This window comes from Streptomyces deccanensis, assembly GCF_022385335.1.
GTDB lineage: Bacteria > Actinomycetota > Actinomycetes > Streptomycetales > Streptomycetaceae > Streptomyces > Streptomyces deccanensis.
In genome coordinates, this window is sequence record NZ_CP092431.1 from 1,524,400 (window position 1) to 1,546,675 (window position 22,276).

Annotated in this window: 17 protein-coding genes and 1 pseudogene; 13 read left to right on the forward strand and 5 right to left on the reverse strand. The window is 72.1% G+C overall.

Going from position 1 to position 22,276, the window contains the following annotated elements; genetic code table 11:
* Positions 1-66: 66 nt before the first annotated feature.
* The 6 genes from L3078_RS06790 (at position 67) to L3078_RS06815 (ending at position 12,182) form a co-directional block, all read left to right on the forward strand.
* Positions 67-3,732 (forward strand): DUF4132 domain-containing protein, encoded by a 3,666-nt coding sequence (locus L3078_RS06790; RefSeq protein WP_239752009.1) that lies wholly within the window; start codon positions 67-69, stop codon positions 3,730-3,732.
* Positions 3,729-4,886 (forward strand): ATP-binding protein, encoded by a 1,158-nt coding sequence (locus tag L3078_RS06795; RefSeq protein WP_239752011.1) that lies wholly within the window; start codon positions 3,729-3,731, stop codon positions 4,884-4,886. The genes L3078_RS06790 and L3078_RS06795 overlap by 4 nt, the downstream gene beginning before the upstream one ends.
* A 1-nt stretch (position 4,887) precedes the next feature.
* On the forward strand, positions 4,888-7,539 hold the full coding sequence (locus L3078_RS06800) for a DUF5682 family protein (protein ID WP_239752014.1): 2,652 nt from the start codon (positions 4,888-4,890) through the stop codon (positions 7,537-7,539).
* Positions 7,536-8,708, forward strand: coding sequence for a VWA domain-containing protein (locus L3078_RS06805; protein ID WP_239752015.1), 1,173 nt, complete (start codon positions 7,536-7,538; stop codon positions 8,706-8,708). Before L3078_RS06800 ends, L3078_RS06805 begins: the two co-directional genes overlap by 4 nt.
* A complete protein-coding gene (locus L3078_RS06810; RefSeq protein ID WP_239752018.1) occupies positions 8,705-10,900 on the forward strand; it encodes a hypothetical protein in 2,196 nt (731 codons plus the stop codon). Before L3078_RS06805 ends, L3078_RS06810 begins: the two co-directional genes overlap by 4 nt.
* Before the next feature lie 148 nt (positions 10,901-11,048).
* Positions 11,049-12,182: an SGNH/GDSL hydrolase family protein gene (locus L3078_RS06815; RefSeq protein WP_239752020.1), complete on the forward strand. Its 1,134-nt coding sequence runs from the start codon at positions 11,049-11,051 to the stop codon at positions 12,180-12,182.
* Positions 12,183-12,228: 46 nt separating this feature from the next.
* Here L3078_RS06815 and L3078_RS06820 read toward each other — a convergent pair whose 3' ends face one another.
* Positions 12,229-12,750, reverse strand: a complete 522-nt coding sequence (locus tag L3078_RS06820) for a hypothetical protein (RefSeq protein WP_239752022.1) — start codon at positions 12,748-12,750, stop codon at positions 12,229-12,231.
* Positions 12,751-13,000: 250 nt separating this feature from the next.
* On the opposite strand from L3078_RS06820, the pseudogene L3078_RS06825 reads away from it, so the two are divergent.
* Together L3078_RS06825 and L3078_RS06830 are read left to right on the forward strand one after the other, a co-directional pair.
* Positions 13,001-13,490 (forward strand): annotated as a pseudogene (locus tag L3078_RS06825) (hemerythrin domain-containing protein).
* 30 nt (positions 13,491-13,520) lie between these two features.
* Positions 13,521-14,372 (forward strand): SDR family oxidoreductase, encoded by an 852-nt coding sequence (locus tag L3078_RS06830; RefSeq protein ID WP_239752024.1) that lies wholly within the window; start codon positions 13,521-13,523, stop codon positions 14,370-14,372.
* 114 nt (positions 14,373-14,486) lie between these two features.
* On the opposite strand, the gene L3078_RS06835 is transcribed toward L3078_RS06830, so the two are convergent.
* Positions 14,487-14,636 (reverse strand): hypothetical protein, encoded by a 150-nt coding sequence (locus L3078_RS06835; RefSeq protein ID WP_239752026.1) that lies wholly within the window; start codon positions 14,634-14,636, stop codon positions 14,487-14,489.
* A 342-nt stretch (positions 14,637-14,978) separates the two neighbouring features.
* On the opposite strand from L3078_RS06835, the gene L3078_RS06840 reads away from it, so the two are divergent.
* Positions 14,979-15,677 (forward strand): SDR family oxidoreductase, encoded by a 699-nt coding sequence (locus tag L3078_RS06840; protein WP_239752027.1) that lies wholly within the window; start codon positions 14,979-14,981, stop codon positions 15,675-15,677.
* Positions 15,678-15,948: 271 nt separating this feature from the next.
* Positions 15,949-16,389 carry a DUF4345 domain-containing protein gene (locus L3078_RS06845; RefSeq protein ID WP_239752030.1) on the forward strand — a complete coding sequence of 147 codons (441 nt, stop codon included), beginning with the start codon at positions 15,949-15,951 and terminating at the stop codon, positions 16,387-16,389.
* 286 nt (positions 16,390-16,675) lie between these two features.
* Here the strand turns inward: L3078_RS06845 and L3078_RS06850 are convergent, their stop codons facing one another.
* Entirely contained in the window at positions 16,676-17,347 is a 672-nt protein-coding gene (locus L3078_RS06850) for a TetR/AcrR family transcriptional regulator (protein ID WP_239752033.1), read from the reverse strand.
* 68 nt (positions 17,348-17,415) lie between these two features.
* Between L3078_RS06850 and L3078_RS06855 the strand changes: the two genes are divergently transcribed.
* On the forward strand, positions 17,416-18,255 hold the full coding sequence (locus L3078_RS06855; protein ID WP_239752035.1) for an alpha/beta fold hydrolase: 840 nt from the start codon (positions 17,416-17,418) through the stop codon (positions 18,253-18,255).
* 214 nt (positions 18,256-18,469) lie between these two features.
* Positions 18,470-19,537: an alkene reductase gene (locus tag L3078_RS06860; RefSeq protein ID WP_239752037.1), complete on the forward strand. Its 1,068-nt coding sequence runs from the start codon at positions 18,470-18,472 to the stop codon at positions 19,535-19,537.
* Between the two features lie 223 nt (positions 19,538-19,760).
* On the opposite strand, the gene L3078_RS06865 is transcribed toward L3078_RS06860, so the two are convergent.
* Positions 19,761-19,973 carry a long-chain fatty acid--CoA ligase gene (locus L3078_RS06865; protein ID WP_239752039.1) on the reverse strand — a complete coding sequence of 71 codons (213 nt, stop codon included), beginning with the start codon at positions 19,971-19,973 and terminating at the stop codon, positions 19,761-19,763.
* A 90-nt stretch (positions 19,974-20,063) separates the two neighbouring features.
* On the opposite strand from L3078_RS06865, the gene L3078_RS06870 reads away from it, so the two are divergent.
* Complete coding sequence (locus L3078_RS06870; RefSeq protein WP_239752042.1) at positions 20,064-20,663, forward strand: TetR/AcrR family transcriptional regulator; 600 nt, start codon at positions 20,064-20,066, stop codon at positions 20,661-20,663.
* A 299-nt stretch (positions 20,664-20,962) separates the two neighbouring features.
* Here the strand turns inward: L3078_RS06870 and L3078_RS06875 are convergent, their stop codons facing one another.
* On the reverse strand, positions 20,963-21,829 hold the full coding sequence (locus tag L3078_RS06875; protein ID WP_239752043.1) for an alpha/beta fold hydrolase: 867 nt from the start codon (positions 21,827-21,829) through the stop codon (positions 20,963-20,965).
* Positions 21,830-22,276 lie beyond the last annotated feature (447 nt).

Below are 22,276 nucleotides of genomic sequence, written 5' to 3' on the forward strand. Positions count from 1 at the left end.
GCCGGTCAGCGGCCTGATCCGCGTGGGGTGGGCCGGGAAACCGGCACGGTCGGAAGGGGTGGGGGCGTGCGCCGCTGGGAGTGTGCGGAGGGGAACTCCTCGAAGTTCTGGGAGGCCATGACGGACGGCACCACGGTGACCGTCCGGTACGGGCGTCTCGGTACGGAGGGACGGACCCAGGTCAAGGAGTGCGCCTCGGCGGAGGAGGCCGCCGAGTACGTGCGGAAGACCGCCGCCGCCAAGGAGCGCAAGGGGTACCGGGAGGTCGGCACCACGGCCGCCGCCGAGGCCGGCAGCGGCGTCGGCGGTGAGGTCGACAGCGGCGTCGTCGGAGAGGTCGCTGCCGCAGGGGCTGCCGAGGCCGGTTCCACGGTCGCCGCCGACGAGGGCGACGCCCCTGTCCCGGAGACCCCGGTCGTCGACGAGGACACCTTCGTGCTGCCGGCCGCCTGGCACCGTCATGTGTATCCGCGGCGCGGGGGCGTCCCGCGCCGGCCGACCCCTCCGCGCAAGGGGGCCGCCGAGCAGGCCGAGCGGCAGCTGCGCGATGCCGACACCTGGGTGCGGCAGTACCTGGACAGCCCCCGGAGCGACCCGGACCTGGTGCGGGCCGCCGAGGCGCATCTCGCCGGTACGGCCGACCCGCTGGGCGCGGCCGTGCTGGCCGTCACCTCGGACACGGCCTGGTCGGGCGCGGCCTGTGCCGATGCCTGGGTCGAGGCCCACGGGGCGGTCTTCGCCGCCCTCACGACCGTCGAGCTCTTCGACATAGAGGTGCACTACACCCAGCAGGGGCCGCGCCGCCTCGACCCGTACGTGGAGCGCACTCCGGCGAGCGCCTACGGGGGGCACGCCTGGCGGGTGCGCGCTGTCGCCGACCGGCTGCGGGCCCGTCTCGCGGCCGCCGACGAGGAGACGTACCGTGCCGTGGTCGCGGCCCTCGCCGGCTCGCGGAGCAGCGCGCGCAGACGCGTCGTCGTGTCGTACCTCGTCCCCACCGAGACCGCCTGGCTCGACGAGTGCGCGGGCGGCCCCGAGGCCGACCGGCCGCGCGACCACGTCCTGCGCCCGATGCTGTTCTGCTCGTTCAACGACCCCGAGCAGGTCCGGATGATGGGCGGGGTGGCCGCCCTGAGCAACGGATGGTCGATGCCGACGATCGCCACCGTCGCCGAGGGCATCGGCACGGCGGTGGCGCCCCTGGTGGCGGAGCAGTTGGAGCGCTCGTACGTCACCTCGGACACCGTCAAGCAGGTCAACTCGGTCCTGGTGGAGATTCCGTCCGACGAGGCGTTCGGTCTGCTGCTGGCGCAGCTCGGCGACAAGCGGACGCAGCCCTTCGTGGCGAAGGCGGCCCGCAGGTACCCGCGGCGCGCCCTGCGCATGCTCGCCGAGGCCGTCGCGGCGGGCGGGCCGAACACCGACGCCCTCCGGCACGCACTGCTGGTCCATGTGTCCGCCCACCCGGACGTGGCCGCGGAGGCGCTCTCCTCCCTCTCGCCCGGGGCGGCGGCCGCCGTCGAACCGCTGCTGAGTCCCCAGGACCGGGTGCCGGACGCCCCGGCCGCGTCCCTGCCCGCTGTGCTCACCAGCCCTCCGTGGACCCGACCACGCACGGTCGTCCAGGTCCGTACGGTCGGCGGCCTGGTCGCCGAGGACGAGCCGGCGATCGACTGGTTGCCGGGAGAGCGGCAGAAGTGGGCGGACACCCCGTCCTGGGAGCGCGACTGGGCCCGGCGTTCCGAGTGGCCGGACGATCCGGAGGCGCTGCTGCGCGCGGTCCGCGCGGACAAGGTCGGGGCGCTGGGGATCTTCCTCGACAAGCCCGAGGAACTGGTCAGGCCGCTGCTGGACGAATGGAACCCGAACGGTACGGACAACGAAGCCGCGCTGAAGCCGGTCGTCGCCCGGTTCGGCACGGACGCGCTGGGCGTGGTGCTGCGCACCGCGCCCAAGTGGCCCGCCGCGCTCGCGCCGCTGCTGTCGCCGTATGTGAGTGTGGGAGCGGCCCGGCTGGTCGCGGAGTGGGCGGTGCGGCTGAAGTCGGTGCGGGGGACGACCCGTTCCTGGTTCCGGCGGCACGGAGCGGCCGCCGCGCCGCTGCTGGTGCCGGACGCCCTGGGCAAGGCGGGTTCCGCTCGCCGGTACGCCGAGCAGGCGCTGCACACCATCGTTGCCCTGCACGGGGAGGAGGTCGTGCGGTCCGCCGCCGAACGGTACGGCGCCGAGGCTGTGGCCGCGATCGGGGAGCTGCTGTCCGCCGATCCGCTGGAGACGGCGCTGCCGAAGAAGCTGCCCGAGCCCGTCGAGTGGGCGGAGCCGGTCCTGCTGCCGCAGATCCTGCTGCGGACCGGGGGCGCGCTGCCCGCCGACGCCACCCGGCATGTGGTGACGATGCTGGCGATGTCCCGGCCGGGCGAGGCGTATCCGGGGGTGGCCGTGGTCCGGGAGTCGTGCGAGCCGCAGTCGCTCGCCGAGTTCGGTTGGGCCCTGTTCGAGCAGTGGCGGCTCGCCGGGATGCCGAGCCAGGAGAGCTGGGCGCTGACCGCGCTGGGGCTGCTCGGCGACGACGGGACGGTACGCCGGCTCACCCCGTTGATCAGGGCCTGGCCAGGCGAGGGTGCGCACCAGCGGGCCGTCGACGGCCTCGGCGTGCTGGCCGAGATCGGCACCGAGGTGGCGTTGATGCACCTGCACGGCGTGGCCCAGCGGGTGAAGTTCAAGGGCCTCAAGGCCCGCGCGCAGGAGAAGATCGCCGAGCTGGCGCAGGGCCTCGGGCTGACCGGTGAGCAGCTCGCCGACCGGCTGGTGCCCGACTTCGGCCTGGACCCGCGCGGCACCACGGTCATCGACTACGGCAGCCGCTCGTTCACGGTCGGCTTCGACGAACAGCTGCGCCCCTTCGTGCGGGACCCGGACGGCAAGCACCGCAAGGACCTGCCGCAGCCGGGCGCGCGGGACGACGCGGAGCTGGCCCCCGCCGAGCGCAAGCGGTTCATGGCGCTGAAGAAGGACGTCCGGACCGTCGCCGCCGACCAGATACGGCGGCTGGAGTCGGCCATGACGCAGGGCCGTTCGTGGTCGGCGGCCGAGTTCCGCGAGCTGTTCGTGGGGCATCCGCTGCTGTGGCACCTCGTCCGGCGGCTGGTCTGGCTGTGCGACGCGGACGGCACGACGACCTCCTTCCGGGTGGCGGAGGACCGTACGTTCGCGGACGTCGAGGACAGCACGTTCGACCTGCCCGGCGTGGCAACCGTACGGATCGCGCACCCGCTGCGGCTGCGGGGCGAACTGGACGCCTGGGCGGAGCTGTTCGCGGACTACGAGATCCTCCAGCCGTTCCCGCAGCTGGGGCGGCAGGTGTTCGAGCTGACCCCGGAGGAGGCCGCCCACTGGCGTCTGGAGCGCTTCGAGGGCCTGACGGTGACGACGGGCCGGCTCGTCGGGCTGGAGCGGCGCGGCTGGCGGCGCGGCCAGCCGTTGGACAACGGGGTCGAACGCTGGATCTCGAAGCGGCTCGCCACCAACCGCTACGCGGTGCTCGTCCCCGACGACGGCATCGCCGTCGGCTCCTTCGATCCGGCCGAGGAGCAGAAGGTGGAGTACCTGTGGCTCGGCACCCGCCCCACCGACTACTGGCCGCACGACACCCACAGCGCGCGCTTCGGTGAGATCGACCCGGTGGCCGTCTCCGAACTGCTGGCCGACCTGACGGAGTTGACGGCACCATGACGACGACGGGGGCACCAGGGACGACGGTGGGTGTGACGGCGAGTGCGACGGGGGCGGGGGCGGGGGCGGCGGCGGAGGCGTTGCAGCGGCCGCCCGCCGAGGTGCGTCACGCCGACGAGCTGGCGGCGCTGCGGGCCGACGACAGCGGGCCCCGGCCGCCCGGCTGGGAGTTGAGCCTCAGGGCGGCGCGCCGTTTCGTGGTCGGCGACGAGGGCGCGGGCATCAGCCGGAAGTTCGTGGGCAATCCCTCGCTGGTCGAGCGTGCGCTGGTGACGCTGGCGACCAACCGTGGGCTGATGCTCGTCGGGGAGCCGGGCACCGCGAAGTCCCTCCTGTCGGAGCTGATCGCCGCCGCCGTCAGCGGCACGTCGACGCTGACGGTGCAGGGCGGCGCCGCCACCACCGAGGACCAGATCAAGTACGGCTGGAACTACGCACTGCTCGTCGCCGAGGGCCCCTCGCGTCGCTCGCTGGTGCCGGCGCCGATGCTCCGGGGCATGGCCGAGGGCCGGATCGTCCGCTTCGAGGAGATCACCCGCTGCCCGCTGGAGGTGCAGGACTCACTGCTGTCGCTGCTGTCCGAACGCGTGCTGGCGATCCCGGAGCTGGACGGCGCCGACGGCATGGTCTTCGCCCGCAAGGGCTTCAACGTGATCGCCACGGCCAACACCCGCGACCGGGGCGTCAACGAGATGAGCGCGGCCCTCAAACGCCGCTTCAACTTCGAGACGGTGTTCCCGGTGCCCGACCTGGACACCGAACTGGCCCTGGTCGAGGCGGAGGCGGGCGAGCTGCTGCGGCAGTCCGGGGTGACGGCGGCGCCCGACCCCGAGGTGCTGGAGGTGCTGGTCACCACCTTCCGTGAGCTGCGTTCCGGCCGGACGCGCGAGGGCGACGGGGTGGAGCGGCCGTCGGCGGTGATGAGCACCGCCGAGGCCGTGTCGGTCGCCCACGCGGTGGGGGTGCGCGGCTGGTTCCTGCGCGGGGAGCCGGGCAGCGCCGCGGACGTGGTGGCCTGTCTGGCGGGCACGGTGGCCAAGGACAGCCCCGAGGACCTGGCCCGGCTGCGCCGTCATCTGGAGCAGCGGGTCCCGCGCCGCCGGGGTCCGCAGTGGCAGGCCCTGTACGACGCGCGCCACCTGCTGGACGGTTGACGTGCCCGCCGTGTTCTTGGGGGTGCGCCACCACTCCCCCGCCTGCGCGCGGCTGGTCGCCGCGACGATCGAGCGGCTGGGGCCGTCGTACGTGCTGGTGGAGGGCCCCTGCGACCTGAACGGCAGGCTGGAGGAGCTGTTCCTCGGGCACGAGTTGCCCGTCGCGGTGTTCAGCCACTACCGCGACGCCGAGCGGGCCGCCACGTCGTGGACGCCGCTGTGCGACTACTCCCCGGAGTGGGTGGCCCTGCGGGCGGGGCGGTCGGTGGGCGCGGAGGTCCGCTTCATCGATCTCCCGGCCTGGCACCCCGCGTTCGCGGAGCGCGCCAACCGCTACGCCGACGCGGAGGCCCGCTACACCGAGGTGACGGCACGGCTGTGCTCCCGCTTCGACGTGGACGGCGTGGACGCCCTCTGGGACCGGCTCTTCGAGGTGGCGGACGACGAGGATCTCGCCGAGCGGCTCGACATCTACTTCGCGTCGCTGCGGGGCGACACCCGTGCCGACGACGGCGACCGGGCCCGTGAGGAGTACATGGCGTCCTGGGTGCGGGCGGCCCTGACCGTTCCCGGGGACCCGACGGTCGTGGTGGTCACCGGGGGTTTCCACCAGCCGGCACTGCGGTCGCTGGTGGGAGCGTCTGCCACCGGGGAGCCGGGGGGCGGGGCGTCGGGCGGGGCGAAGCCGGAGGCCGGGGCGTCGGGCGCCGGGGAGCCGGAGGGTGAGGCGCTTGGCGCATCGGAGCCGGAGGGCGAGGCGTCGGGCGGTGGGGAGCCGCGCGGCGCCGTCGCGGGTGCTCCTCGTTGGCCCGAGGTGCCGGGGGCGGCCGAGGGTGCGCTGACGGGCAGCTATCTCGTGCCGTACTCGTTCCGGCAGTTGGACTCCTTCGCCGGGTACGAGTCGGGCATGCCGTCGCCCGGGTACTACCAACGGGTCTGGGACGACGGGGTGGAGGCTGCGGCGGACGGGCTGACGCGTGCGGTGGTGTCGCGGCTGCGGGCCCGCAACCACCCCGTGTCGACGGCCGATCTGATCGCCGCCCGCGCCCTCACCCGGGGCCTGACCGCGCTGCGCGGCCACCCGAGGCCGGCCAGGACCGACGTGCTGGACGGGATGGCGGGCGCCCTCGTCGGCGAGGACCTGGACCAGCCGCTGCCGTGGACGACACGGGGGACGCTCGCGCCGGGGGCCCATCCGGTCGTGGTGGAGATGATCGCGGCGAGCAGCGGCGACCGGGTGGGCACCCTGCACCCCGCGACGCCCAGGCCGCCGCTGGTCGCCGATGTCGCCGGGCGGCTCGCGGCGCTGGGGCTGACCGGCGAGGGACCGTTCACGCTCGACCTGACCCGTCCGGCGGACCTGGAGCGCAGTCGTGTCCTGCACCGGCTCCGGGTCCTCGGCGTCCCCGGACACGAACGCACCAAGGGCCCGCGGGGCGGCGCCGACCCGCAGTTCACCGAGCGCTGGGAGAGGTACCCGGAGCCCACGCGCGACGCGGCACTGATTGAGGCGGGTGCGTACGGCGCCGCCCTGACCGAGGCCGCGGAGGCGAGACTCACCGAACGGGCCCGGGCCGCGACAGCCCTACCTGGGGCCGCGACCACGAGCCCCGGCGCCATCCCGCCGGGCGGCACCGGCGGGGCCACGGGTGCTACCGCCGGTGTGACTGGTGCGACCGGTGCGACCGGCGGTGTCCCCGTTCCCGGACCCACCGGCCCTCCCTCTCCGCATGTCACTGGTCCTCCCGGAGCGCCCGACGGTCCGGACGCCGAAGCGCTCGCCCGGACCTTGTTCGACGTGGTGTTGTGCGGGGTGGAGCGGCTGTCGGGTGCGCTGCTGGAGGCGCTGGCGGCGCGGGTGCGGCGGCTGGGTGCGGCGGGCCCGTTGGGGGACGTGCTCACGACGGCGCTCGGGCTGTGGCGGCACGACCGGGTCTTCGGGACGGCGCGGAGCCCGCTGCTCGTCTCGGTGCTGGACGGCGCGGTGGAGCGGCTGTTGTGGCTGTTCGAGGGAGCGCGAGCCTCCCGGGCACCAGCGCCCGGTACGAGCGGGCCGACGGTGGATCTCGCCCGGTTGGCCGCCGTGGCGGCGGTGCGTGACGCGCTGTGGCACGCGTCCGACGCGGTCTCCGTGACACCCGAGGCCGCGGCCGCCGTCGCCCACCGGGTCAGCCGCGACCCGGCGGCCCCGCCCGATCTGCGCGGCGCCGCCTTCGGCCTCCACCGTTGCCTGACCGGGGACCACGACCCCGCCGCCGTGGGGACGGCGGTCAGGGCGCTGCCCGGAACGGCGATGCTCGGCGACTGGCTGGCCGGACTGTTCGCCGTGGCACGCGACGAGTTGACGACCGCCCCGGGCACCGGCGGCGGTGGGCCGGACTCCCTGATCGGGGTGCTGGACGGCATGGTCGGCGCAATGTCCGACGAGGAGTTCCTGACCGGCCTGCCCGCCCTGCGCCAGGCCTTCGCCTTCTTCCCGCCCCGCGAGCGCGAACGGATCGCCGAGCGGCTGCTGGAGCGGCGCGGCGTACGGGGCTCGGCGCGCTCCCTGCTGCGTACGAGCGCGGACCCGGTGCTGCTGGCCAGGGCGGCCGCCCTGGAGGAGAAGGTGACCCGGCGACTCGCCCCCTACGGACTCGGGACGGCCCCATGACCGACGACAGCGGTGCCGTGCCCCGGCACGCCGACTCCCCGGACCCCGTCCTCGAACGGTGGCGCCTGGTCCTCGGCACTCCGGCCGAGAGCTGCACCGGCCGGTTGAGCGGCGAGGCGGCGACTCGCGACGCCGCGTTGGACTGGCTCTATGGAAGGGACCCGGAACTCGCCGAACGCGGTGTGCGCGGGAGGGGGGACCAGGAACGTACGGGCGGTCGGGGCCCGTCCGTGGTGACAGCCGTCGACTGGCTGGACGACATCCACCGGCTGTTCCCCAAGGAGACGATCGAGCGCCTGGAACGGGACGCGGTCGAGCAGTACGGCATCCACGAGATCGTGACGGACCCGGCGGTGCTGGAGCGGGTCGAGCCCAGCGCGACCCTGCTGCGTGCCGTGCTGCGCACCAAGCACCTGATGAATCCCGAGGTGTTGCGGGCGGCCCGGCGCATCGTCGAGAGCGTGGTCCGCCGGCTGATGGAACGGCTCGCCCCGGAGGTCCGCCAGGCCTTCTCCGGCACCCGGTCCCCCAGACCGAGCCGTCGGGCCCTGGCCCGCAACTTCGACTTCCGGGCCACCGTGCGCGCCAACCTCGCCCACTACCGGCCCGAGGACCGCCGACTGCTCATCGAGCGCCCGCACTTCCACTCCCGCACCCGGCGCCACCTCGAACAGTGGCAGCTGATCCTGCTGGTCGACCAGTCCGGCTCGATGGCCGGATCGGTCATCCACTCCGCCGTGACGGCCGCCTGCCTGTGGGGACTTCCCGGCCTGAAGACGCATCTGGTGGCCTTCGACACCTCGGTCGTCGACCTGACGTCCGACGTGACCGATCCGGTGGAACTGCTGATGCGGGTCCAACTCGGCGGGGGCACGGACATCGCCCGGGCCGTGGACTACGGCGCGAGTCTGGTGGAGAACCCCAGGCGGTGCGTCTTCGTCGTGATCTCCGACTTCTACGAGGGCGGCGATCCGTACCGGCTGGTGCGCGGGGTGCGGGCGCTGGTGGAGCAGGGTGCCACCGTGCTGGGGCTGGCCGCGCTCGACGAGGAGGCGAACCCGAGTTACGACCGGGAACTCGCCGGCCGGCTGGCGCAGGCAGGGGCGCAGGTGGGCGCGATGACACCGGGTGAGCTGGCCGGGTTCGTGGCGGAGAGGCTGGGACGTTGACGACCTCACCGCGTACGGATCTGCTGGCCCTGACACCTGACACACTCGCGGCCCTCACCAACCGGGGACTGGTGCGAAGGGCGACGAAGGAACTCGACGGCGTGGCCTCCCCGGAGCTGCGCGGCGCGCCGGACGGCGGGGTGACGGCCCGGTTCGCGGACGGCACCGAGGCCACGATGCCGCCCGGGGCGTCCCTGGACAGCGGGACCTGCACCTGTGCCGCGGCCGGGGTCTGCCGCCATCTGATCGGGCTGGTCCTCGCCTACAGGCGGGCCGCAGACCCCGCCGTGCCCGAGGAGGAAGAGGTCCCGGACTGGTCACCGGGCGACATCGACGACGACGCACTCGCGGCGGCGGTCGGCACCCGCGCCCTGGCCGCCGCCCGCCGCTCCGCACGGCGGGGTACGTCGGTCCGTGTCCACCGCCCGACCGCGCGGGAACCGCACCCCTGGGTCGAACTGCCCACGTGCACCGTGCGTTTCCCCGTGCCGGGGCAGGCCGCGCACGCCCTGACCGACGCGGCCGACAGCCTGCGCGGCGAGATGCTGGCCCTCGCGGTGTGGGCGTTCCGCACGGCCGACGCGACCGACCGGCAGGCGAGACTGCTCCTCGTGCCCCTGCGGGACCTGGGGACACCGACCGCCGCACCGGACGACGAAAGCCGCCCGGACGACGAGAACCGCCCGGCGGCTTCCCCTTCGCCTGACGCCACAACGAAGGGCACAGCGAAGGACGCGGACCGCTCGACGGCCTCATCGCCGAAGACGCGTCCCTCCGAGCCCTCCCCTTCCTCCCTCCTCCGACAAGTCGTCGAGCTGGCCGACGAGTTGCTCCTGGACGGGGTCGCGCACGCCGACGCGGTGCAGAGGGGCGCGTTGCGCACGGCGGCCCGGCGGCTCTCGGCGGCGGGCGCGCACTGGCCGGCCGCGGCGGCCATGGAGCTGGCCGATCAGCTGGACGCCCATGCGGAGCGCCATGCCCTGCACCGAACGGAGGAGGTGGCGACGCTCCTCGCCGAACTGCACGCCCGGCACCGGGCCGCAGGGCACCCCGAGGTGCTCGGCGTGCGGGAGGCGACGGAGACACCGTTGCGGCGGGTGCGGCTCACCGCGCTCGGCTGCCGGGTCTCGGGCAGCGCCCAACGGCCCCTGGCCGAGGTGTACTTCGCCCACGCGAGCGCGGGCATTGTCCTCGTCCTCCGCAAGGACTGGCCCGAGGCCGGACGGCGCGGCGTGCCCCCGGTACCGGGAGCCGTCGGCGCCCATCCGTCCCCGCCGCCCGCCGGACGCCCGACGGCCGACAGACGGCCACCGGCGGACAGGCGTCTGCTGGGCACGACCCTGTCCGCGCTGGCCACCGGCAACCTGGTCAGCGAGAGCGCCCGCCGCACGCCCAGCCGCAGACTGACGCTGGCCCGGGGGCGGGTGGCCACCACCACGGTGTCGCCGGTCGGCCGGTCCTGGGCCGACCTGCCCGAGCCGCTCCTCGTCCGCGACGTCACGGGACTCGTGGCGGCGGCCGACGCCCGCCCCCCGGGGCTGATCCGGGCGCGGGTGGAGGCGGAGACGGTTCGGGTGGTCGAGATCTCGGAGGTCGAGGAGGTGGGCTACGACCCCGCCGAGCAGGTCCTGAAGGCCACCGTCAGGGATGCGGCGGGACACCCCGTCCGGGTCCACGCCTCCCATAATCCGCTGTGCCCGGCCGCCCTGGACGCGCTCGCCGCCGCCCTCACCGAGGGCGGGGTCACCCACCTCAGCGGGGCCGTACACCATGCCGGGGGACGAACCGGCATCACACCGCTGGCCCTTCTCGGGCCGAACGGCGTCCTCGTCCCCGACCTCGCGCCCCCGACGGTCCCGCCCGCGCTGCCGCTCGCCGACCGCACCCCGTCCGATCCGGTCGCGACAGCGGTCGAGGCGGCGCTCGGCGCCCTCGCCGACGCCGCCCACCACGGTCTGCGTCGCCTCCCCCGCTCCGCCGTCGACCGGCTCCGCGAAGCGGCGGACCGGCTGACCCGCACCGGCCTCACCACCTCGTCGAACCTGCTGAGAGAGCTCCTCCACACCCTGGACCACGCCCGCCACGCCCACCACGACGAGGGACGACCCACCCCGGACGCGCCCGCGACCGCCTGGGCCGATGCCTGCATACGCCTGCACACCACGGCCGAGTTCAGCCACCGCGGCCCCTGACCTCCGGCCACCCCGATCCGGTCGCCCCGATCCGGCCGCCCTCGTGACGGATGTCGTCACGAGGGTTGACGGTGGCCCACGGGGCGGTCACCTTCGATAACGCCCACACCATGGGAGCGCTCCCATAACCGTGTTCGAAGGGACGGCCATGCAGCCGACGCACAGCCAGTTATCCCGACGGACGTTGGTCGCCGCAGCGGCGGCCGGCCTCGTCTCGACCGTCATGTCCCCCGTCGCGTCCCCCGCCCTGGCCGCCGAGCCCCGGGCGGCCCGGTTCCACACGGTGGGCCGGGTCAGGAGGGAGGCCGACGGGACCGTCCGGTACAGCTGGCCCGGCGTCTCGTTCGAGGGACGGTTCCACGGGACCGGCGTCGGCGTGGTCCTCGACGACGCCGACAACGACTACGACGTCCAGGTCGACGGCGCGACCGTCGCCACGCTCGTCACCCCCGGCCGTACCGTCTCCTGGGTCGACGGTCTCACCGACGGGGCCCACCGCGTACGGGTCGTGAAGCGCACGGAGAGCCCGTGGGCGGTCGGCCGGTTCGGCGGGTTCGTCGCGGCTCCCGGGGGCGGGATCCTCGCGAGCCCCCGGCCGCGGCGTCGGCAGATCGAGTTCATCGGAGACTCGTACACCGCCGGTTATGGAAATGTCTCCGAGGTCCGGGACTGTTCCGGCAACGGCGGGGTCAATCGGAACAGCAATGCCGACCTCGCCTTCGGCGCGCTCACCGCACGCAAGCTGGGCGCGGATGTCCAGATCAACGCGTTCTCCGGGCGCGGCATGGTCCGCAATTACAACGGCGGCGAGCCCGGAACCGACTTTCGCACGTACTACGACCGGGCCCTGCTGAACGTCGAGGGCGACATCTGGCGGAAGCCGCGCAGCTGGTGTCCGCGGGTCGTCGTGGTCGGGCTCGGCATCAACGACTTCTCGACGCCCCTGAACCCCGGGGAGCGCTGGAGCACGACGGCCGAGTTGGTCGCCGCCTACGAGAGCGCCTACCACGGGTTCCTCGACAAGCTGCGTGCCCGGTACGGCCGGGGCACGTTCCTGGTGGTCGCCGCCGCCCGCCTCTGGAACACCACGGCGTTGGCGGAGGCCACCGCGCGGATCGTCGAGGAACGGGCCCGGCGGGGCGACGACCGGGTCAGCCACTGGTACTACGACGACCCCGGCCTCGACTTCCTGGGCTGCGACTGGCACCCCTCGCTGAACGACCACCGGATCATCTCCGGGCTGCTCGACGCCCACCTGGCCGGGCTGCCGCTGCGCTGGTAGCGCGGCCGCCACCGGATCCGGGCGGGCCCCGCCGGGTACGGGCGGCTCAGGCCGGCAGGGGGCGGCCCGGCCGCAGCGCGTCGAGCAGCCCGATGTGATGCAGGGTCGCGACGGGCGCGAGGAGGTCGGGGTGGCGCAGGAGTGCGGCGGCCCGCCGGTCGAGTGCGTCCGGGGTGAGGAGGCGGCGGAAGGCGGCGGCCGGACCGGCGGTGTGCGGGGAGCCGTCGAGGGCGTCCACGGCGGCGCGGGCCAGCTCGGTGTCGGCCAGGAGGCAGGCCGCCCAGCTGGCCACGACCTCGTCCACCCAGGTCCGCCAGGCGTACTCGTCGGGGGTCGGGGCCTCGTCGTAGCCGGTGATCCAGTCGAGGCGGGCGGAGCCGCCCGGTCCGGCCATGCCCACGAGGGCGGCGTCCGTCGGCGTCGGATAGCGGAGCCAGGCGGCCACGGTGACGGCCTGCCGCGCCTGCGCCTCGCAGAGCGCGCCGTCCAGCGCGCCGCCGCCCGCCGGGTAGGCGCGCGTCAGCCACTGGGTGGTCGCCGCTATGAGCGGGGAGAGATCTGCGAGCACGCTGGGCCATCCGTGGGTACTGGGGAACGCGTGCACAACGTAGTCGTGCGCCGCCCGCCCTGAAATGGCGCAGGCCACGGAATGGACGTGTCCTGGGCCACACCCGTGCGTCGCACTGACGCACCGGACGTCAATACGACGCATTCGGCGCGGTGAGGGTTTCACTGACCTCCACACAGATCCGGGCCGGAAAACGCACGCCGGGACGCGCAGGCGAGGAGCGACGGAAAGGGCACACGGCGGAGACGTCATCGCGGAATTGAAGGCGGACCACCGCGAAGTGGCGTAACTCTTCGGGAGGATCGAGGAATCGCCTTCCGGTGACCCGAAGCGCAACGAATTCGCCGACCTGATCACCATCGAGTTGGTACGGCATTCCGTCGGCATTCCGTCGGCATTCCGTCGCCGAGGAGGCCTACCTCTACCCGGCGGTCCGCGAGCACCTGAGCAACGGGGACGCGGTCGCCGAGTTCGACCGGCTGGTCACGCAGTTGATGGCCGAGGTCAGGCATCACGTCCGGGACGAGGAGAGCAATCTCTTCCCGCAGTTGGCGAAGGCCTGATCCGCCTCGGTGCTGAACGATCTCGGCGACAAGGTCCGCAGGGCAAAGAAATTGGCGCCGACCCGCCCCCACCCGGCGGCCCCGACCAAGCCGCCGGCCAGCAGGATCCTCGCACCGGGCCTCGGCCTCGTCGACCGGATGCGCGACGCGTTGAGCGGCCGGGGCAAGGAGTCCTGAGGGACGTCCCGGGGCATACCGTTGCCCGGCATGAGGCTTCTGATCATCGGCGGCAGCGGTTTCCTGGGCGCCGAGTTGGCGCGCCGGGCCGTGGCGGCGGGCCACGAGACGTCCGCGACCCGCACCACCCGGCCGCCGGGCACCCGGCGGGACGTCCCGGCGGACGTCTCCTGGCACACCCTCGACCTCCGGGATCCCGCGCGGCCGTCCGAGGTGCTGGCGCGGGTGGCTCCCTCGGTCGTCGTCAACGCGTCGAGCGGCGGCGCGGACTGGGCGGTCACCGCCGAGGGCGGGATGCGGGTCGCGCAGGCCGTGGCCGAACGGGGATGCCGGCTGGTCCATGTGTCGAGCGACGCCGTGTTCTCCGGTGACGACGGCCCGTACGACGAGACCCGGCTGCCGGATCCCGTCACGCCGTACGGTGCCGCGAAGGCGGCGGCGGAGACCGGGGTCCGGCTGCTGGCACCGGACGCCGTCGTGGTGCGGACCTCGCTGATCATCGGGGACGGGCGCGCTCCGTCCGTGCACGAACGGCATGTGCACGAGTTGGTGGCCGGCGACCGCGACGGGGTGCTGTTCACCGATGTGGTGCGCTGTCCGGTGCACGTGACCGACCTGGCCGCCGCGCTGCTGGAACTGGGCGCGTCCGAGGCGGTCGGCGTACGGCACGTCGCGGGGCAGGACGCCCTCACCCGGCACGAGTTGGGCGTCCTCGTCGCCCGCCGCGACGGCCTCGATCCGACCCGGCTGCCCGCCGGACGCCAGGCCGACGGCGCCCGGCGGGGAGCCCTCGACGTCCGGCTGGACAGCCGGGTCACCCGGCGGGGCCTGCGCACCCGGCTGCGTGGCGCCCGGGAGTTCCTCACGGAGCCACGCGCCTGACGGACGGCCGCCGGGCGGGGTCTCGGGGTGCGGTGCGGACGAGCTCGGCCATGACCTCGACGGTGCGGTCGAGTTCGGCTTCGATGGTGCGGAATCTCGTCGATCGTGGCGAGGTCACCCCTGGTCAGAGGGACATCGACGACGCCGGCGGGCCAGCCGGGAGGCGGTGAGGCCCTTGGTCGCGGCCAGGTCAGCGAGCTTGCCCACGGCTTGGACGTTCTTCTCGACGTCGCCGGGCTGCCGGCGGGGGTCGACATTGCACATGTCGGCTACGTCGCGTTCGCCGGCGGGGGTGGCGGTGGCGGTGGCGTGAATGCTCGGCCTACAGGACGGAGACCGGTCGCTCCCCCTGCGCCCCGCGGACGGTCTGAGGGTCGGGGCGGCCCTGCTCAGGCCGAAGTACTTGGCCCTGCCCGCATCGATCAGCTCCTTGACCGTGCCCCGGCAAGGTGCCCGGCGCAGCGTCGGTCCTCAGGCGGATCGGTTGCGATCACCGACCCACCCTGTTTATTATTACGATCGTAATTTAATGAACCTGGGCCGCGCCGGGTCACGCCATCAGCGCTCTGGTCATCTCCTCTCCTCTCCACTTCACTGGGAACCTTCATGGACCTCTCCGCCAGCACCGCCCTCGTCACCGGAGCGAACCGGGGCTTCGGCCGAGCCCTCGCCGCCGAACTGCTCAGCCGCGGTGCCACCGTCTATGCGGGCGCACGCAATCCCGACCAGGTCGACCTGCCAGGCGCCAAGCCGATCGCGCTCGACATCACCGACCCCGCCGCCGTCGCGGCCGCCGCCGCGGCCACCGGCGACGTGACCGTCCTGGTCAACAACGCGGGCTCCTCCACCGGCGCCGACCTGCTCACCGCCGACCTGGACGACATCCGTCTGGAGATGAACACCCACTATCTCGGCACCCTGACGGTGGCCCGCGCCTTCGCACCCCAGATCGCGGCCAACGGCGGCGGCGCCATGCTGAACGTCCTGTCCGGCCTGTCCTGGGTCAGCTTCCCGGAGTTCGGCGCCTACTGCGCCGCCAAGTCCGCGGAGTGGTCGCTCACCAACACGCTGCGCGTGCAACTGGCCGACCAGGGCATCCGCGTGGCCGGTCTGCACGTGGGCTACATGGACACCGACATGGTCCGTACGGTCGACGCGGCCAAGTCCGACCCGGCCGACATCGCCCGCATCGCCGTGGACGGCATCGCCGCCGGCGCCTACGAGATCCTCGCCGACAACGCGGCCCGCCAGGCACAGGCAGCACTGTCCGGGGGCGTCTCGGCGCTCTACCCGCAGCTCCCCTGAGGAGCACCCGCCGTCCGCCTCGCACCGGCTTCATCACCGCGCTCGACGACCTGATCGTCACACCAGCTGGGCGAGTACATCGGCCGGATCAACGAAGCCCTCTGATCACCCCCAGCCGCGCCCACAACCGACCGACACGAGCATCGTTCGACCTCGCGCATCGCCTGCCGAACGCCTCACTTCGGATCTACCCCGATGCCGGCCATGACGGCGTCTTCCAGCACCACGATCACCACGAGCAATTCGTGCCGCATGTTCCGGAGCTTCTTCGATGAGCTCCCAAGCCGGAGATATGAGAAAGATGCGTCTGACAAAAATGGTTCTTGGTTCCGCCGGCCTCGGGATCGCCGTGATCGGGTTGATCTATCTCGCGGCTCCCCACATCTTGCTCGACGTCTACGGGGTCGACATCCAGTCGCCCTCGGAGGCGAACATTTTCAGGAGCGGTTCCGGGTCACTGTTCGTAGCCCTGGCGATCCTGTTCTGCCTGGGAGCCTCCAACCCGCGTTTCACCAGGACTTCGCTCATCACGCTGTTCACCTTCATGAGCGGCCTGGCTGTAGGACGCGTCGTCAGCATCGTGGCGGATGGGTGGCCCCACGCGATACTGATCGCCGTTCTTGTCATCGAGGCCTCCTACGCCGGCGCTGCGGCCTATGCGTTGCGAGTGGAGGACCCCTCCCCGCAGCCGAAAGAGACGGCCCGACAGTAGTGTCGCGCGATGCCGGCCGGCACCATCTGATCGCTCGTTCTCGCAGTACAGAGGCGTGACCTGCGAGAACGGGGGCCTGCGGCTCGATCGCGCATTAATGCACTTGATCAGCCAACGTTCCACTGCCACTTCATCCCGGGGCCCGAATGGGAAGGGGCGGGTGTGTTGTTCGCGGGCTGGCGGCGGCCCAGACCCCGACGGCTCTCGAACGGCCACAGCCCAGGCCATCAAGCCCGCCCGCGTGTGCTGCCGGCCTCGACGAAACCGCCGACCATAAGGAAGAAGCTCAGGCTTGCGGGCTCAATGCCGCCGGCTGATCGCTGTTGTCGTGCGTCAGCGAGGCGAGAATCTCCTTGCGGCAGGCATCGAGGATTTCGTCCGCCAGCGGAGAATCGTCGGGGCATGCCCGCGACAGCATGATCGCGCCGATCGATTGCGCGAGCATGTTGATCACCCTGGTGCGGGCCGCGCGTTGCTCGGCATCCCCCCGCGTGTCGCTAGAAGCCTGAAGGGCCGTCAGCAGGTTCTCGATCCCAGCCGCGAACTCCCTTCTGAGGTCCGCCGGCTGACGTGCGGCGTCGCCGCTGAGCGCCGCGACGGTGCAGCCGTCGCCGCGCCCGTCGCGATGCTCCCGGGAGACGTAACTGTCCACGAACTCGGCCGGGTCCAGCCCTTCCGCCCGTGCCGCGGTCTGCGAGAGCCCGCTCGCGGACGCTTCGGCCATCAGGTCGGCCTTGGAGCGGAAGTGCTTGTAGAACCCGCCGTGGGTGAACCCGGCGGCCGCCATCAGTTCCGCCACGCCGACACCGTCATAGCCGCGCTCACGGAACAGCCGGGCGGCGGTCGCGACGATGTGCGCACGGTTCTGCTCCGCCTGCGCCTTGGTCACTCGCATGTCCAGCCAGCCCTTCTCCGGTCGACGCTCGACGGCCAAGTATATATAGATGATGACCGACATCTAAGAGCTTGACTTTTTATATTACGAACGTCATCGTATAGCTCGTCCCCTCCAGAAAGCCGCAGACCATGAGCGATACGCATGTGACCGCATCCACCCAGTACGTCGAGGTCCACGGCGACCGGTTCGCCTACCGCCGCTGGGGCAAGCCCTCCGGCGTCCCCATCTTCCTCATCCAGCACTTCCGCGGAGGAATGGACAACTGGGACCCCCTGCTCACCGACGGCCTGGCCGAGGATCGCGAGGTCATCCTGTTCAACGGGCGCGGCGTCGCCTCGTCATCCGGCACGCCGCGCAACCGGGTTGAGGACATGGCCGACGACATCGCCGCGGTCATCCGGGCGCTGGGGCTGGAGCAGGTCGATCTGCTCGGCTTCTCGCTCGGCGGCTACCAGGCGCAGGAGGTCACGCTGCGCCACCCGCAGTTGGTGCGCAAGCTCCTCCTGCTCGGCACCGGCCTGCGCGGCGGAGACCCCACGATGGACCCCAAGGTGCCCGAGGTGGCACTGAATCCGGTCCCCGGCCTGGATGACTTCCTCTTCCTGTTCTTCGGCCGCTCCGAGGCCGCGGTCGAAGCGGGCCGGGCCTTCTGGGAGCGGCGTCACCAGCGGGCCGACCAGGACCCGCCGAGCTCGCCCGCAGTCGCACAGGCGCAGTTCGAAGCGACCATGGCCTACGCGGAACCACTGCCGGGCGAAAACCCTTACGCCTACCTGAACGCGATCACCCAGCCGACGCTGGTCCTCAACGGCGTGAACGACGTGATGATCGCCTCGATCAACTCCTGGCACCTCGCCCAGAACCTCCCCGACGCCCAACTGCTGATCTACCCCGACGCCGGGCACGGAGCGCAGTTCCAGTACCCCGAGCGGTTCCTGAAGCACGCCCTTCAGTTCCTGGACGAGTAGACAGCTGCGCGCGCAAGGCGAACGGCACGCCCTCGACCGACGGCCGCCCCGGCCATCTTGCGCCACCCGCCACCCGCCACCCGCCACCCGCCACCCAGTAAAGCATTACGGACGTAATGCAACGTATCCATGCTCATGGCGGATGCCTCATCGGATTCACAGCCCGGAACTCGGGTCTGCGGATGTCCGCCACCAACAATCTGAGGAAGCACGCATGCTCGACAGCCTGTGGACCCCGACCGTCGCCGGAAAGATCTCCCTGCCGCACCGTCTGGCGATGTCCCCCCTGACCCGCAGCAGGGCCACCCCGGACGGCGTGCCGACCGAGCTCAACGCCTTGTACTACGCCCAGCGCGCCTCGCACGCCCTCATCATCACCGAGGGCACCCAGCCCTCCGCCGACGGCCAGGGCTACCCGGTGACCCCGGGCATCTACACGGTCGAGCACATCGAGGGCTGGCGGAAGGTCACCGACGCCGTGCACCAGGCCGGCGGACGCATCGTCATCCAGCTCATGCACGTCGGGCGGATCTCCCACCCCGACAACACCCCCCACCACCGGCAGCCGGTGGCCCCCTCCGCGATCAAGCCGGCAGGCCAGACGTTCACCGGCTCCGGGATGCAGGACATGCCGGAGCCGCGCGCCCTGTCCACCGAGGAGGTCGCCGCGACGGTCGACGACTTCCGGCGCGCCGCCGCTGCCGCCATCGCGGCCGGCGCCGACGGCGTCGAGATCCACGGCGCCAACGGCTACCTGGTCCACCAGTTCCTCTTCCCCAGCACCAACCAGCGCACCGACCAGTACGGCGGCTCCCTCGACAACCGCATCCGCTTCGCGGTGGAGGTCGCCACCGCCGTGGCCGACGAGATCGGCGCCGACCGCACCGGCATCCGCCTCTCCCCCGGCAACCCCTTCCAGCTCGGCGACCTCACGGAGCACGACACCCACGAGCTCTACCCGCACCTCGTGCGCGCCCTCGCCCCCCTCGACCTCGCCTACCTGCACCTCGCCCACGGCGGCGACGAGGAACTCCTGGGCACGCTGCGCACGTTGTGGCCGAACACGCTGCTCCTCAACCGCGCCGGCACCGACATCGCCACCCGCGCCAAGGACATCGACAACGGCGTCGCCGACGTCATCACCGTGGGCTCGATGGCTCTCGCCAACCCCGACCTGGTCGAACGCGTACGCGCCGGCGCGCCCCTGAACGACCCCGACCCCGCCACCTTCTACGGCGGCGGCGCGGCCGGCTACACCGACTACCCCACCTACTCCGCCTGACCAGAGCGCCAGTGCCCGAGGAAGTCGTCTTCCTCGGGCACTTCGGCGTACGCACGGCGCAGCCAGGCAGCGGTGAACATGCGCTCGCTACGCGAGCGGTTGCCATCGCATCCGGGCCCACCTCAGGGACGACTGCCCGCTTTTGCCGCCTCGCTCTGCCGCCTGGGCCGAGGCAGCCGGCCTGATCAGGAGAGTTGGCGCTTGAGGATCTTGCCGGTGGAGGTCAGGGGCAGTTCGTCGACGAACTGGACGGCCCGAGCAGTACGTTCAGCGGCACGACCGCGACGCCGGCTTCACCCGGCTGGATCCCCCGCGCGACGAGCAGATTCGCGACACGGTCGGCGGCCGCGTCGAGGGCGGCATAGGTGATCCCGGTGCTGCGGACGCGGGCGGTCGCGCCGGGCCGGCCGTCTGCTGGGCGGTGATCCGCCAACAATCACCTGTCGATCATAATATTACGTGCGTCAGGCCATGGATTAGGATGAGATGTAAAAGCAATGGTCCGGCAAAGTTGGGGAGGAACCCTGTGGCTCGCTACACCAAGGAGCACAAGCAGGTGACGCGGCAGCGGATCATCGAGACCGCCGGTCACCGGTTCAAGCAGGACGGCATCGACGGCTCCGGCATCTCCACGCTGATGTCCGACGCCGGACTGACCAACGGCGCCTTCTACGCCCACTTCGAGTCCAAGGACGACCTCGTCGCCCACGTCGTCGCCGAGCAGCTGCGCGCGCAGGTGAAGCAGTACGACACGCTGCGGCCCGGCCGCGAGGGACTGGAAGATTTCATCCGCGCGTATCTGTCACCCGAGCACCGGGACAACCCCGGCGACGGCTGCCCGTCCGCAGCCCTGCTCGACGAGATCGGCCGCTGCGGTGACGCGACCAAGGACGCCTACACCGACGGCGCCAAAGCCATCGTGGACGAGCTCGCCGCCCGCCTGGCACCCGAGAGTCCCCAGTCCGCCCGCGGTCGGGCCATCGGGCTCTACACCCTGGCGGTGGGCACACTTCAGCTGTCCCGCGCGCTCTCCGACCGGAAGTTCTCCGACGAGGTCCTCGAGCAGGGAATCGAGAACGCCCTCGCCATCGCGCGATGCCCGTCCGCGTCAGCACCGGCCGGCTGACCCGGCACTGGCCGGGACGCCGGCGGGGGGACCTCCGGCCGTACGGCGAGTGACTCTGAGCCCGTTCGAAATACGCCATAGCGCCGGTGCAGGGCTGCACCTGGGCCTGGGCCTGGTGGCCGAACGGGACGTCGAACGGTCTCCGCATCGCCGTCCTGCACGGCAACCGCCTCGGCACCCCAGGACCGAGAGGCGAGCAGGCCAATGTCGTCGAACATGTGACGAGAGCCGTGACGCCCGGCGGGCGTCACGGCTCTGAGTCAGCGTCCTCGGCCCCGTACGCAGACCGCACCGCGGCCCTACGGCCGGCCGAAGAACTCGAGTGCCGTCGGCACGAACTGCTCGTGGTACTGGAAGATGCCGCCGTGCCCGCCGTCGGGGTAGATCACCAGTTCGGAGTTCGGCAGTCGCCGGTCCATGTCGTACGAGTTCGACGTCGGAACCATCCTGTCGTCGTCACCGTTGGCGACGAGCACGGGCTGCTGGATGCGGGAGAGATCCTGCGGCTGTGCGAGCCCCCAGCGGTGGATGGCCTTGAGCTGGGAGAAGTAGGAGGTGAGGCGGATCGCCTTGTCCCGGTCCTTGGTGCGCTCCTTCAGGCGGGCCAGGAACTGCTTGCCAGCCCGAATCCCGTTCGGGGTGCGGGTGAAGAAGAGGAACTGCTTCACGTCCTGGAAGGTGAGCAGCGCCCGGACGGTGTCGTAGTGGGAGATCCGGGTCACGTTCTTGATGCCCTCACCTCCGGCCGGACCGGTGCCCGCGAGGATCAGCCTGCGGATGAGCTGCGGGTCCGTCTCGGCGATCACCTGGGCGATCATGCCGCCCATCGAGAAGCTGAGGACGTCGACCTGCTCGAACCCCAGCGCCCGGATGAAGGTGACGGCGTCCTTGGCCATCTCCTCGATGGTCTTCGGCGTCTCGCCGCTGGACGCGCCCACGCCCCTGTTGTCGAACGTGATCACCCGGTGCTTGGCGGCGATGCCGTCGACGACCCGGGGGTCCCAGTTGTCCAGGACCGCGGCGAGGTGGGTGATGAAGATGACCGGCATGCCGGTCCGGGGACCGAGGTCGCGGTAGGCGAAGGTCACTCCGTCGGCGGTGACGGTGCGGGTCTGCGCGTTCTTGTACGACGTCACCACGTCACCATGTGTTTCGTGTGCGTTCACGGTCGTGCCCTTCGATGTGTGGGTCAGCGCCACCGTGCGCCGATTTCTGCTTCCTCGCAGGTGGGCGCGGAGCGGTTCCCGGTCTCCCGGCTGCGACTGCAGTCCGGAGTCGGCGGTCAGAGGAGGCCCCGGAAGCGGGAAACCCCTTGGATCAGGCCCCTGAACAACCCGTCGACCATTGAAGTATGACCGTACTTTTATCGTGGTGCAAGTGGTGGAGCCGAACGATGCACAGTCGTGGAATCCCGAGTTCCGCCGAGCGTCATGGCGCATAGCGCAACGCACTACCAGGGCAGGAGCGGCCCATCTACGTCGACGACCGCGAGACGCTGATCGCGACCGGCGAGGCTTGGGCGCCCGGCCCCGGAGCGGCGGCAACGACGGTCAAGCCTGCGGCGGATCCGACGCGGCGCTTCCGGGCCCCCTTCCCCTCGACTTCGGCCAGAA

Coding starts and splice junctions, on each gene's coding strand:
- L3078_RS06795 (WP_239752011.1), top strand. CDS start 3,729: ATGACGACGACGGGGGCACCAGGGACGACGGTGGGTGTGACGGCGAGT.
- L3078_RS06805 (WP_239752015.1), top strand. CDS start 7,536: ATGACCGACGACAGCGGTGCCGTGCCCCGGCACGCCGACTCCCCGGAC.
- L3078_RS06815 (WP_239752020.1), top strand. CDS start 11,049: ATGCAGCCGACGCACAGCCAGTTATCCCGACGGACGTTGGTCGCCGCA.
- L3078_RS06830 (WP_239752024.1), top strand. CDS start 13,521: ATGAGGCTTCTGATCATCGGCGGCAGCGGTTTCCTGGGCGCCGAGTTG.
- L3078_RS06835 (WP_239752026.1), bottom strand. CDS start 14,636: ATGTGCAATGTCGACCCCCGCCGGCAGCCCGGCGACGTCGAGAAGAAC.
- L3078_RS06840 (WP_239752027.1), top strand. CDS start 14,979: ATGGACCTCTCCGCCAGCACCGCCCTCGTCACCGGAGCGAACCGGGGC.
- L3078_RS06845 (WP_239752030.1), top strand. CDS start 15,949: ATGAGCTCCCAAGCCGGAGATATGAGAAAGATGCGTCTGACAAAAATG.
- L3078_RS06850 (WP_239752033.1), bottom strand. CDS start 17,347: ATGTCGGTCATCATCTATATATACTTGGCCGTCGAGCGTCGACCGGAG.
- L3078_RS06855 (WP_239752035.1), top strand. CDS start 17,416: ATGAGCGATACGCATGTGACCGCATCCACCCAGTACGTCGAGGTCCAC.
- L3078_RS06860 (WP_239752037.1), top strand. CDS start 18,470: ATGCTCGACAGCCTGTGGACCCCGACCGTCGCCGGAAAGATCTCCCTG.